Origin of the sequence: Sphingomonas melonis DAPP-PG 224 (assembly GCF_000379045.1) — a bacterium.
Lineage (GTDB): Bacteria > Pseudomonadota > Alphaproteobacteria > Sphingomonadales > Sphingomonadaceae > Sphingomonas > Sphingomonas aquatilis.
In genome coordinates this window covers 29,900-41,835 of sequence record NZ_KB900605.1, presented here as the reverse complement: position 1 = coordinate 41,835, position 11,936 = coordinate 29,900, and the positions used below count along the sequence as shown (strand labels likewise).

The 11,936-nt window shown below is 66.5% G+C and carries 11 protein-coding genes; 10 read left to right on the top strand and 1 reads right to left on the bottom strand.

The features are described from left to right. Positions 1–416: 416 nt before the first annotated feature. The gene (locus tag SPHME3_RS0100245; protein ID WP_018250462.1) at positions 417–599 is read right to left on the bottom strand and encodes a CsbD family protein; all 183 of its coding nucleotides are present in this window, start codon (positions 597–599) and stop codon (positions 417–419) included. 164 nt (positions 600–763) lie between these two features. Here SPHME3_RS0100245 and SPHME3_RS0100240 point away from each other — a divergent pair, with 164 nt between their 5' ends. The 10 genes from SPHME3_RS0100240 to SPHME3_RS0100195 all read left to right on the top strand — a co-directional run bounded on the left by SPHME3_RS0100240 (position 764) and on the right by SPHME3_RS0100195 (position 11,926). Further along, positions 764–4,999 (top strand): strawberry notch family protein, encoded by a 4,236-nt coding sequence (locus SPHME3_RS0100240; protein WP_018250461.1) that lies wholly within the window; start codon positions 764–766, stop codon positions 4,997–4,999. Positions 5,000–5,068: 69 nt separating this feature from the next. Further along, complete coding sequence (locus SPHME3_RS0100235) at positions 5,069–5,428, top strand: hypothetical protein (protein ID WP_018250460.1); 360 nt, start codon at positions 5,069–5,071, stop codon at positions 5,426–5,428. A gap of 114 nt (positions 5,429–5,542) precedes the next feature. Further along, the gene (locus SPHME3_RS0100230; RefSeq protein ID WP_018250459.1) at positions 5,543–7,774 is read left to right on the top strand and encodes a ParB/RepB/Spo0J family partition protein; all 2,232 of its coding nucleotides are present in this window, start codon (positions 5,543–5,545) and stop codon (positions 7,772–7,774) included. Between the two features lie 141 nt (positions 7,775–7,915). Then, entirely contained in the window at positions 7,916–8,866 is a 951-nt protein-coding gene (locus SPHME3_RS0100225; RefSeq protein ID WP_018250458.1) for an ArdC family protein, read from the top strand. Positions 8,867–8,896: 30 nt separating this feature from the next. Further along, positions 8,897–9,508, top strand: coding sequence for a DUF6927 domain-containing protein (locus SPHME3_RS0100220; protein WP_020493463.1), 612 nt, complete (start codon positions 8,897–8,899; stop codon positions 9,506–9,508). Positions 9,509–9,552: 44 nt separating this feature from the next. Next, on the top strand, positions 9,553–9,744 hold the full coding sequence (locus tag SPHME3_RS0100215; protein ID WP_018250456.1) for a hypothetical protein: 192 nt from the start codon (positions 9,553–9,555) through the stop codon (positions 9,742–9,744). Then, the gene (locus SPHME3_RS0100210; protein ID WP_018250455.1) at positions 9,735–10,268 is read left to right on the top strand and encodes a thermonuclease family protein; all 534 of its coding nucleotides are present in this window, start codon (positions 9,735–9,737) and stop codon (positions 10,266–10,268) included. The genes SPHME3_RS0100215 and SPHME3_RS0100210 overlap by 10 nt, the downstream gene beginning before the upstream one ends. A gap of 106 nt (positions 10,269–10,374) precedes the next feature. Next, a complete protein-coding gene (locus tag SPHME3_RS0100205) occupies positions 10,375–11,019 on the top strand; it encodes a DUF7007 domain-containing protein (RefSeq protein WP_051076120.1) in 645 nt (214 codons plus the stop codon). 68 nt (positions 11,020–11,087) lie between these two features. After that, positions 11,088–11,567 carry a hypothetical protein gene (locus SPHME3_RS0100200; RefSeq protein ID WP_018250453.1) on the top strand — a complete coding sequence of 160 codons (480 nt, stop codon included), beginning with the start codon at positions 11,088–11,090 and terminating at the stop codon, positions 11,565–11,567. Positions 11,568–11,626: 59 nt separating this feature from the next. After that, the gene (locus SPHME3_RS0100195) at positions 11,627–11,926 is read left to right on the top strand and encodes a CCDC90 family protein (protein ID WP_018250452.1); all 300 of its coding nucleotides are present in this window, start codon (positions 11,627–11,629) and stop codon (positions 11,924–11,926) included. Positions 11,927–11,936 lie beyond the last annotated feature (10 nt).

The window sequence follows — 11,936 nt, the reverse complement described above, 5'->3', positions numbered from 1 at the left end:
ATCGAGAACATCATAGAAACAACCTCCAGTTCTGTAGATTGAAATGCTGGCGCGAGGAGCCAGCGAAACGGCACCGTCTCGTTTGGGAAGGTTCAGGGAGACGGCTGACGGTCGCAAGGCGCACCGGACGGTAGGGAAATAGCCGTTTTCCCAAAATATGTTCCCGATTGCTCCTTCCCGAAATGGCCGGTTGGAGACGGAGAAATGGGACGATCCCGCCCGTGCAATGAACCCGCCTTTAGCATCCGCCCGGAGCGGATAATGTGAGCAGCCATGTCCGATTGCGAGCAGCCCCGGATGATGGCGAGCACGCTGGCAGATAATTCGAGCAGGATGCCACCCGCCAGTGGCAGAGAGCGTGAGCAGAAAACCGGCTGTTTGCGAGCAGACGCCGCTACGATTGCAAGCGCCTACAACTAGATATCGTCGCCGAGCGCGCCCTTCACCGAGCCCTTGACGTCCTGCCCGGTGCCCTTGGTCTGCTGCGCCTCGCCCTCATCCGCCAGCTGCTCGTTATCGGTCGCGTTGCCGATCGCTTCCTTGGCGCTGCCCACGAGCTTGTTGCCCGCCGCTTTCGCCTTGTCAGTGAACTCGCCCATCGTGTGACTCCTCTTCAACACAACATCAGACAATCGCGCAGAGGCGTCGCCAGGTTCCGGTTTCAGCCACCGGCGCTGCCGGACGGCCCTGGGTGCAATGGAGAGGAGCGAGAGGGGGGAGGCTGAGCTGCCGGACGGGCAGCGATCCTGACGGAGTTTCCTCGATGACCGACCTTCTCGATCTGGCCGCACGGCCTGCCGTCATCCCTGCGCATGTCGCCGCGCACCGGCTGCTCCCCGTCGTCGCGGGCAATGCTCCCGTTACGCGCCGCGACCTCAATAGTGCGATGACGGCCGCATTTGGCGGCAGCGACGCCGAGGGGTGCTGGACCCAGCGCGACAGCTTCGAGATGCTGGAACATGCCGTCGCGCTGCATCTTGCGGCGGCGTCCTGGTCGATGACGTCGCTGATCGATGTCGCCCACGCATCGGCGCTGATGGAGCGGCTGCCCACCCAGACCGTCCGCAGCGAGGAACAGATCGACTTCCAGCAATTCTCGACGCCGGCCGATATCGCTGCGATCGTGGTGTTGCTGGCGGCGATCGACGCCGAAGACGTCGTGCTGGAACCCAGCGCCGGCAACGGCCTCCTCGCGGCGCAGATGCCGGCTTACGCGGCGTTGCAGCTCAATGAGATCGATCCGCGACGCCGCGCGCGGCTTGCCGACATCTTTCCTTCAGCCACCATCACCGGGCATGACGGCGCCGCGCTGGTCAGCCATCATGCGGATCTACCCCAACCCTCGGTCATCGTCATGAACCCGCCCTTTTCCCGCAGCGTCGGGCGGGGCGTCGACGACCTCGCAGCAGTGCGCCACCTCCAGGCCGCGCTGCGCCGCGTCCGCAAAGGCGGCCGCGTCGTCGCGATCATGCCTGACTGGTTCGCACCCTCGGCCAGGATGCAAAAGGCGTTCGATACCGTGCTGACCGGCGTGACGGTCCGCACCTCGATCCGGCTCGAGCATTGCTACAGGAAGCACGGCACCGATATCGCGGTCCGGCTCTACGTCATCGACAAGGCCGCAGGCGGCGCGCCTCCCGTCACCATCCAGCGCGCATCGGTTGCCGACCTGGTGCCGGCGCTGAGCGTGCCGCCACGGCTCGCACTCGCCGATACCCCGAAACTCACCTTTCGCGCGCCGGTCCCCGGCGTCTCGATGTTCGGCGCAGCGCGCGTCACCCGATCCGCGCCGCCACGCCCGGTCCACGCTCCGCGGCGCAACGACGTGCTGCCGGTCGGTTATGCCGCGCTGGACACACCGGCACCGCTTGGCGATCAGGCCGGCGTCTATCTGCCCTACCGCCCAAGCCGGATCGCCTTCACGGCCGCCGGCGAGCATCCGACCGCGCTGGTTGAATCTGTTGCGATGGGATCAATCCCGATGCCGGTCCCGACCCATGTTCCGTCCCTGCCCGAACGCACGGTCACCGAACGGCTGCTATCGGCCTCCCAGCTCGAGACCGTCGTCTATGCCGGCCACGCCTGGACCCGGATGCTGCCCGGCAGATTCCGCCCCGACAAGGAAGGCGTCGGCCTCGCGCTCGATACCGACGACGGCCGCCAGTACCGGCAGGGCTTCTTCCTCGGCGACGGCACCGGCGCCGGCAAGGGGCGGCAGGTCGCGGCGTGCATCCTCGACAATTGGCTGTCGGGCAGACGCCGCCACATCTGGGTCAGTAAGAACGAGCCGCTGCTCGATGACGCGCGGCGTGACTGGACCGCGCTTGGCGGTCTCACCGGCGACGTGCAGCCGCTCTCCAACTGGAAGATCGATCAGCCCATCACGCTCGACGAGGGCGTGTTGTTCGTCAGCTATCCGACGCTGCGCTCCGCTCGAGCCGACAGCACCCGCCTCCAGCAGATCCTCGATTGGGCCGGTCCCGACTTCGACGGGGTGATCGCCTTTGACGAGGCACATGAGATGGGCGGTGTCGCGGGCGGCGAAGGCGCGCTTGGCAAGACCGAAGGGTCGCAGCAGGGCATTTGCGGCGTCCTGCTCCAGAACCACCTACCGCTCGCCCGCGTCCTGTACGCCTCGGCGACGGGCGCGTCCGACGTCAACAACCTCGCCTATGCGGTGCGGCTCGGCCTGTGGGGACCCGAAACCGCCTTTGCCGACCGCACCGCGTTCATCAGCCAGATCCGACAGGGCGGCATCGCCGCGATGGAACTGGTGGCGCGCGACCTGAAGGCGCTCGGCCTCTACATCGCCCGCGCGCTGAGCTTCGCCGGGGTCGAATATGACGTGCTGCGCCATACGCTCACCCCCGAACAGATTGCGATCTACGACCAATATGCTCAGGGTTGGGAGATCATCCATCGGAACATGGAAGAGGCGCTGGCGCTGACCGGGGTGGTCGACAGTCTCGATGGCTCCACCCTCAACAGCGGCGCAAAGGCATCGGCACGCAGCCGTCTGGAATCGACCAAGCAGCGCTTCTTCGGCCAGGTGCTGCTCGCGATGAAGCTGCCGACCGTCATCGCCGCGGTCGAGGAGCATCTGAAGGCCGGTCAGTCGGTCGTTCTCCAACTGGTCACCACGGCCGAAGCCATCCTCGACCGCCGGCTCTCGAGCCTGACGCCGGAAGAACGCGCCGACCTCGACATCTCGCTCAGCCCGGTCGAATATGTCGTCGACTATCTGATGCGCGCTTTCCCGACGCAGCAGCAGGAGAATTATTCCGACGATAGCGGAAATGTCCGGTCGCGGCCGATGCGCGACGAGCATGGCAATCCGGTTCACAACCCAGATGCGGAAGCCGCGCGCGATGCCCTGATCGAGCAATTGTGCGCGCTACCCCCGATCCAGTCGGGCCTCGATGCCGTCATCGACCGCTTCGGCACCGATGCGGTCGCCGAGGTGACCGGACGGACCCGACGGCTCGTGACCGGCGCCGACGGGCGCCAGAAGATCGAGAGCCGCACCGCGCGCTCAGGGCAGGCGGACAGCGCCGCCTTCATGGCCGGGGCCAAGCGCATCCTGATCTTCTCCGATGCCGGCGGCACCGGCCGCTCCTACCATGCAAGTCTCGACGCGGTGAACCGCGAGCAGCGCGTCCACTTCCTGCTGGAGCCGGGCTGGCGCGCCGATCGCGCGATCCAGGGGCTGGGACGCACCCACCGCACGCATCAGGCATCGACCCCGCTGTTCCGCCCCGTCACGACCGACTGCAAGGGCGAGCTGCGGTTCACCTCGACGATAGCGCGGCGGCTCGACAGCCTTGGCGCGCTCACCCGCGGTCAGCGGCAGACAGGTGGCCAGAACCTGTTCGATCCGGCCGACAATCTCGAGAGCGACTATGCCAAGGATGCGCTGGTTACCTGGTTCCACCTCCTGAACCGCGGCAAGCTGACCAGCATCTCGCTCGACGACTTCACCCGCCGCACGGGCCTCGAACTTCACGACAGCGACGGCGTGCTCAAGGATGATCTTCCTCCGATCCCGCGGTGGCTCAACCGCCTGCTGGCGCTGCCGATCGCGTTGCAGAACGCGATCTTTGAGGAGTTCCTGACGCTGGTCGAGACCCGCGTTGCCGCCGCCCGCCAGGCCGGTACGCTCGATGTCGGCGTCGAGACGATCATGGTCGAGCGCGCGGCGCTGATCGATGATGTCGTGCTGCGCACCGATCCGCGCAGCGGCGCGACCTCACACCTCCTCACCATCGAAACCGAGCGAAGGAAGAACCCGCTCACGCTCGAACGCGTTCTCGACTTCGCCCGCTGGGACGACACTGCCCGCTTCGTGCGCAACGCCAAGTCCGAACGCGTCGCGTTGATGAGCAAGGCACGCGCCTGGATGGACGATGACGGGCTGCCGATCGCGCGGCTCGAACTCCAGCGGCCGTGCCGGCGCGAGTATCTGCGCGAGGCCGAACTTGGCGAAACCGCATGGGAAGTGATCGACCACGATACGTTCGCGACGCTCTGGGAAATCGAAGTCGCCGAGGCGCTGGTTACCCCTGAGATCGAGACGATCCGGCTCGCAACGGGGCTACTGCTGCCGATCTGGTCGGCGCTGCCCTCCGACCATATGGCGGTCAATCGCATCGTCGATAATGCCGGCAATAGCTGGCTCGGCCGGCTCGTCTTCGACACCCATGTCGCACAACTCTATACCAAGCTGGGACTGGTGACCCCCGATGACCTCCCGGTCGATGCGATCGCGCGCTCGGTGCTGTCGGGTCGCAGCGTCGAGGTGACCCGCCCGTTCGCGATGACGCTCAAACGCTCGCTCGTGAACGGCAATTCGCGTGTCGAGATCGTGGATGCGCCGGCGACCCAGCTTCCCTGGCTGAAGTCGCTTGGCTGCTTCACCGAGATCATCTCGTACAAGACCCGCGTGTTCGTGCCCGCCAACGATGCCGAAACCGTGCTGGCCCGGATCCTCAAGGTTGCTTGAGCGGCACTGCCGGAGTCGTGCTGGGCGCAGGCGGGTGTTCGCCCTGGACCGCTATGATAGGACACCGCCATGGAACGGGAAATCACACACGCCTGCGGTCACGTCGCCACACACCAGGTCTATGGACTATCGACGTTCGACACCGAACGCGAGGCCACCAAACTTGCCCGCCGCAAATGCAAGGCATGCTACACGGAGGTGTCAGCCGCCAGGGCGGAGGCGGCCCTCGCAGGGGTCGCCGACCTTGGTCTCCCCGATCTTATCGGCAGCCAACGCCAAGTGGCATGGGCGACGACCATCCGGGCCGAGAAGCTCGCCGTGCTGCGCACGGCATCGCCGGACAGCATCGAGCGCCTGACAATGATGACGGATGCCAAATGGTGGATCGATCGTCGAGGGGAGAAGCCTGCCGCATTGGCAAAGGACTGACGACAGCCGGTGCCCTGATGCACGGGTTCCCGGGTCAATCCCGGGATCAGGGAGGGAAGGGGGAGGAGTTCTTGTGTCCGGGATTTGGTCCGGGCGCGAGAAGGAGTGTCCTCCATGACCATTCAGAGCGTGAAGCTGGCGAAGCTGGTGCTGTCGCCGATCAACGTCCGCCAGGCGGGCGAGGATTTTATCGAGCAACTGGCCGCTGACATTGCGGCGCGCGGGCTCATCCAGAACCTGATCGTGACGCCGGCGAAAAAGCCGCGCGGCACCTTCGCGGTCATCGCCGGCAGCCGGCGCCTGCGCGCGCTCGAACTGCTGGCACAACGCGGCGACATCGATGCCGCGTCCTATGACGTGCCTGTGCTGGTGTTGTCGGGCAGCGATGCCTTGCTGTCGGAAACCTCGCTTGCCGAGAACTTCCAGAAGCTGGCGATGAACCCGGCCGACGAATGCCGCGCGTTTCAGCATTTCATGGGCACGGGCGGGGATATCGACGGCGTGGCCAGGCGCTTCGGCATCACGCGCCGCTTCGTGGAAGGGCGGCTGCGCCTCGCCGATCTGGCCGAGCCGATCTTCACCGCGCTCGCCGAACGGCGGATCAGCCTCGATATCGCCAAGGCGTATGCCTCGACGGCGAGCCAGGACCGCCAGCTGATGGTGTGGCAGGCCTATGGCAACCAGAGCTACCAGAGCGCGGACTCGATCCGGCGGATTATCGCCAACGAGACGATGAAGTCGAGCGAACCTGTTGCGCGCTACGTCGGCGAGGCTGCCTATGTCGCGGCCGGGGGCAAGGTCGAGAACGATCTGTTCAGCGACGACGGCGATCGCTGGGTCGATCCCGGCATCGCGCAGACACTGGCGGCCGCGAAGCTGGAAGCCGAGGCGCTGCGCCTGGGCGAGGAACAGGGGCTGGCCTGGGTCCGCCCGATCGCCGGCACCAGCACCTGGGAAGCGGCGCGCGACCTGCATCGCATCCACCTCCCGACGCTCCCGCTGACGCTCGAGCAGGCCGAACGGCTCGATACGATCGCGACGCGGCTCGAGGAAATCGAGGACGCGATGCAGGGCGTCGAGGGTGACGAGGACGAGGCGACCTATGCCGCGCTCGAGGAAGAGCATGAGACGCTCTCGGACGAGGCGCAGGAGATCCACGACCGCCCGCAGATCCTGCCCGACGAACTGAAGCAGAAGGTCGGCACCTTCCTGCTGCTCGGCCGCGACGGCACCACCACGCTCGACACGACCTATTATAGCGAAACCCCGATCCGGGTCGTCGCGATCGAGCCCGACGCCGATGGCGATGAAGACAAAGCCGGCGAGGATGGCGGTGAACGCGCACCCCGGGGTTTCCACATCGAGGAGGGTCCGGTGACGACGGGGCGGTCGGCCGCGGCGCCGGTCGCGCCCGAGGCCGAGGCTCCCGGTGGCAAGGCGCTCAGCCAGGTACTGTACGACCAGCTCACGGTGCAGCGGCGCGACGTGCTGGCGGCCTCGATCCTCGCCAATCCCGCGCTGGCGCTCGACTATCTGCTGTTCGCGATGATCGACGGGCGGGTGAACATGCTCTCGCACAGCGGCACCACGATCCGGGCGAGCCACCCGCAGGATCCGATGCTGGCAAAGAGCGTGCCGGCGACCCGTGCGCGCGACTATCTGGCTGAAGCCTATGACGGGCTGGATGCGTCGTGGACGGAGGCTTGCGACAAGTCGAGCAGCGGAGCAGCGACGATCGGGCGGTTCGAGGCGTTCCGGGCACTTGGCGACGAGGCGAAGACCGCGTGGCTGGCGTGGATCGTGGCGGCATCCTTCGAGGCAAAGGACGGCTACACGGCGAAGCAGAACGCGCTGCAGAACCGGCTTGCCACGATCCTCGACATCGATGTGGCAACCTGGTGGCGGCCGACGGCGGAGAACTTCTTCGACCGGGTGTCGAAGGGCGTGCTCCTGTCGCTGCTCGATGAGGTTGGCGGACCGGCGCTGTCGGCTCGCCATGCCAGCCAGAAGAAGCCCGAGATCGCGGCAAGCTGCGAGAAGCTGTTCGCCGGCGAAGCGATCGTCGAGGCCGAGGTGAAGGCTGCGGCGCTTGCCTGGGTGCCGAACGCGATGCGCTTCCTCGACCAGGCCGACGATGCTGACACCGGGAACAACGACGACGCCGATGCGGGCTTTGCCGACCTGATCGTGTCGCAGGATCCCGGCATCGATGACGATGACGATGCCGGTGACGATATCGGGGACGACATCGATATCGCCGACCTCATCGGCAACGATCCCGACGATGACGCGGCGAACATCAACGACGCCGCCAATGACGAGATCGAGATCGTCGCGGCCGAATGACCGGCACACGGCATCGCCGGCAGTGCGCAACTGCCGGCGATGCTGTTTCGACACCTGCGCCCTTCGCAGCCCCCCGCCTTGCGGTGTCATTTCGGCCCGAGCCGGACCGCTGCCCTGCCGCACCCACCGGAGACCTGTCCCATGTCCCGCATCCCGTCCGTCCGCGACATCGCGGGCGAGGTCACCGCTACGATCCTGGCCCGGCTCGAGGCCGGCATCTTGCCATGGGCGCGGAGCTGGTCGCTGACCGGCGAGGGCGGACGGCCGCTGCGCCACGAAGGCACACCGTATTCGGGCATCAATACGCTCTGGTTGTGGGCGACTGCCGACATGCGCGGCTATCGCAGCCGCTACTGGATGACCGCGCGCCAGGCCGGGGAATTGGGAGGGTGCATCCGTCCGGGCGCCTGTCCCTCCATGTCGATCTACGCCTCGGTATTCAGGAAGCCCGGCCAACCCATGCTCACCGGCGAGAGCGCGGCGCGCTTCATCCGCTTCCTGCGCAGCTACGCCGTCTACAATGCAGACGAGATCGACGGCCTGCCGGCCTGGTATTATCCGCGTGACGTTCCCCCGACGCCGGCCCTGCTCTCGCAGCGGCAGGACGCGATCGATGCCTTCTTCACCGCGATCCCGGCCAGGGTACGCCACGGCGGGGACGAAGCATATTACTGCCCCGGCACCGACCGCATCCAGCTGCCGCATCCCGGCAGCTTTGCATCGGGCGACGCCTACGCCTCCACCAGGGGCCATGAGACGGCGCATTGGTCGGGCGCTCCGGCGCGGCTCGCGCGCACCTTCGGCAAACGCTTCGGCGACCGTGCGTACGCGATGGAAGAACTCACCGCCGAACTGACCGCGAGCATGATCTGCGCCGACCTCGGCCTGCCGACCTCGCTCCACGACAGCCACGCGAGCTACGTTTCGCACTGGATGACCGTGATGCGCGCCGACACGTCGGCGATCTTCACCGCCGCTGCCAGGGCCGAACAGGCGTTCGCCTATCTGCGCGGCTTTTCGACGCCCGCAGCAGGCGAGCAGAAAGCCCCCGCCGCAGGCGAACCGGAAATACCGGCCGCGATCGCGGCCTGACCCTTTCCACCCCCAACAAGGAGACCCGTCATGGGATGGTTGTTCATGAGCCGCTACGCGATGGGCGGACACGAGACACCCAAGGCCTATCTCGACGCGCAATTCACCTATGAGCGCGAACAGCCCGAGGGCACCGCCACCGGGCTGCGCATCCTCGACAGCGCGATCGTCGGCATGAACACCTATTACGCCGCGGCGCAGGTCATGACCGACGGCAAGGGTAGCGAGATCTTCGCGGTCGTCTGCCTGATACGCTGGAACCCGCGCAACAAGGATGGAGAACATTTCGGGTACAAGGACATGGAGGAATCGATGGGGCCGTGCGAGGACGATTGCCCCGAACGCATCCTGCGCCTGCTGACTTCGAGCGATAATGAAAACGCGCTCCAGTGGCGACGCCGCTGCCTTGCCAATCTGCGCCTGCGCGCCCGCAAGCTGACCGAGGGCATGCGCATCCGCCTCGCCGTACCGCTTACCTTTACCGATGGCCATCACGGCACCGACTTCACCGTGGTGAAGCACAGGCGCGGGATCGCCTTTCGTCCGGTCGAGGGCTTCGGCCTCTACCACATCCGAGGGGTCCGCACGCTGGCATGGCAGGCGTTGCCGCAAACCCGCGTTCACAAGACGCTGTTCGCGTGAGCGCGCCGTCATGCGACACCTGCACCGAAATCACGAGGTCCGCCATGTCCGAAGCCCTGTCCCCGCTACGCCGCCTGCTGTGCTGCCGTTCCAACGCGGTCCGCGTCGCAGTGCGCCTGACCGAGGCCGGCGAGCACGTCGCCGTCGTCGCCACGTCCGACCCGTTGCAACCCTGGCGGGTCATCGACGTCGCCCATCCCGGCATTGAGCCGCGAAAGCTCGACCGATGCGCCTGACCCTCTTTGGTGCGCTGGCGCTCGCCACCGCCTGTTCGGCAGCCGCCCCGAACGATGCCGCATCGCCTGCCTCTACCATCGCGGCACGCGGCCGCGCGCTCGATGGCGACACCGTCACGATCGATATCCGCCTGTCGGGCGCCGATGCCTTTGAGAGCCGGCAATGGTGCCAAGGCAACACGGGTTGCTGGCAATGCGGCAAGGCAGCGCAGGACCGTGCCGCCCGGATGCTCAAGGGGGGCGAGGCCACGATCCGGCTGACCGGGAGCGCCAGCTACGGTCGCCCGGTCGGCACGGTTACGGTCGATGGCCGCGACCTTGGCGAGACGATGATCGCCGCGGGCCTTGCCCTGCCGGTGACCGGGTATCTCAGGGCCGATCCCGCACGCGCGGCCCGCTACGTCGCCGCCTATGACCGCGCGGTCGCGGCTCGTATCGGCGCGCACGAGGGCAGCTTCATCGAGCCGGCTCGCTGGCGGCGCGGCGAGCGCCTGTCATGCGAGCCACGCGGATCCTCGCGGTAACCGCGAACACCGCGATTACGGCGAACATCGCGATTACCGCGATTACCGGGTCATGGGAGCGGAGGGGGGGGGAGACGGGCGTATCCGATCAAGGGAGCCGACCGCCATGACCCTCTTCGCTTCATCCCCACGTCCCGACCACAGCCCATGGGGACCGTTGCAGACCGCCGACCAGCGCCTTCCCGGCATCTGGCATGTCACCACCGCCAGCCATGGCGGTTTCCTGCTTTCCGACGAGCGCCAATCGGCGATGCCCGCGCTTTTACGGCGTGACGATGCCGCATATGAGGAGGATGTCGACTGGACCCGCGTGATGCTCGCCTTCGAGCCTGAATGGCGCGCTACCCGCGATCCGCTGCGTGATCTCGAACTGCCGCTCGCCCACGACATCGCGCGTAACTGGCTGCCTGACGCCTATGGTGCCTTCACCGGCAAGGCGGTGACCCCGCGCGACAGCAATGTCTCGCGCCGGCGCGCCGCGTATCAAGCCGTCATCGGGGGTTATGTCTCGACCGCCGCCTATGGCGATTGGGCCGACTGGGTGCCTACGGGCAAGGTCGGGGTGGTGTTCCGCCAGCTTGCCGGCGTCGATGCGCTGGGGTTCGCCAACTATACCGGCGAGGTACGCTACGGCCTGGTCGACAAGGCCCGCTATGCCGAGCGCACCGAGGTCGAAACCTTCGAGAGCCTCGGCGCGGTCCAGGTCGAGAGCATGGCTCCCATCACCAAGCAGGTCGCCGCGCTCGCCTGAACGCGTGTCGCCTTGCGCGCGAGCGGACAGTGCCGTCGCGCTTTACCCTGACTGAAAGGATTCCGACGATGAGCGTCTATCTCCACCTCTTCCACGGTCGCGATGCCCTCGAGCAGGACCTCGACACCTGGGGCCGCGAAGGCCCCACCATCGGCCCCCTCAGCTACGTCCACACCACCTATGGTAGTGACGTGAAGCTGCGCGGCGCGCGCGAGGTCATGGAAAAGCATTTTCCCGATGCCCAAATCCATTTCCACGACGGGTATGGTGAGCACGCCATCCAGCTCGACGGCGACTGCCTGCCGCATGGCGGTACACTTTATGGTGACTGGAGCATCTGCGGCGCCGAGCCGCTGCGCGCGCGCGGTACGCCATGCGTGACGCCGGTCTGCGACAAATGCGGCAGCGATGACCTGGTGAAGGATGCCGCCGCGGTGTGGGACCGCGAGACGCAGGCCTGGTCGCTTGCCTCGACCTATGATGCCACCACCTGCCAAGTCTGTCTGCGCCAGGGCGACGACATGGAAAAGTGGGTGCCGGCCGCCTGAGCACGCGAGACTTTGCGCATTCCCGACCGTTCACCCATATGATAGAAAGATCGACGACGATGGCGACCATGTTCAACAGCATCCGCGCTTCACGCGACCTCGAAACCGCCGGTGCGGCCAAGCCGCTCGCCGACGCCATTGCGACCATTCTTGGCGACACCATGGTCACCTCGCGCGAGGATCTGGTCACCAAGGATTATCTCAAGGCCGAGATCGCCACGGTGCATACCGAGATGGCCAAGGTGCGGACCGAGATCGCGTCGGCCAAGAACGATACGATCCGTTGGCTCATCGGCAGCCAGGTCGTACTGATCGCGGCACTTGGCGGCATGATGAGCCTGATGCGCGCCTTCGGCTGACGCCGAACGG

Excerpts from the sequence above, each read along its gene's own strand:
- SPHME3_RS0100210 (WP_018250455.1), top strand. The coding sequence starts at position 9,735 with ATGCGCCTGACCCTCTTTGGTGCGCTGGCGCTCGCCACCGCCTGTTCG.
- SPHME3_RS0100225 (WP_018250458.1), top strand. The coding sequence starts at position 7,916 with ATGTCCCGCATCCCGTCCGTCCGCGACATCGCGGGCGAGGTCACCGCT.
- SPHME3_RS0100240 (WP_018250461.1), top strand. The coding sequence starts at position 764 with ATGACCGACCTTCTCGATCTGGCCGCACGGCCTGCCGTCATCCCTGCG.
- SPHME3_RS0100245 (WP_018250462.1), bottom strand. The coding sequence starts at position 599 with ATGGGCGAGTTCACTGACAAGGCGAAAGCGGCGGGCAACAAGCTCGTG.
- SPHME3_RS0100230 (WP_018250459.1), top strand. The coding sequence starts at position 5,543 with ATGACCATTCAGAGCGTGAAGCTGGCGAAGCTGGTGCTGTCGCCGATC.
- SPHME3_RS0100220 (WP_020493463.1), top strand. The coding sequence starts at position 8,897 with ATGGGATGGTTGTTCATGAGCCGCTACGCGATGGGCGGACACGAGACA.
- SPHME3_RS0100215 (WP_018250456.1), top strand. The coding sequence starts at position 9,553 with ATGTCCGAAGCCCTGTCCCCGCTACGCCGCCTGCTGTGCTGCCGTTCC.
- SPHME3_RS0100195 (WP_018250452.1), top strand. The coding sequence starts at position 11,627 with ATGGCGACCATGTTCAACAGCATCCGCGCTTCACGCGACCTCGAAACC.
- SPHME3_RS0100200 (WP_018250453.1), top strand. The coding sequence starts at position 11,088 with ATGAGCGTCTATCTCCACCTCTTCCACGGTCGCGATGCCCTCGAGCAG.
- SPHME3_RS0100205 (WP_051076120.1), top strand. The coding sequence starts at position 10,375 with ATGACCCTCTTCGCTTCATCCCCACGTCCCGACCACAGCCCATGGGGA.
- SPHME3_RS0100235 (WP_018250460.1), top strand. The coding sequence starts at position 5,069 with ATGGAACGGGAAATCACACACGCCTGCGGTCACGTCGCCACACACCAG.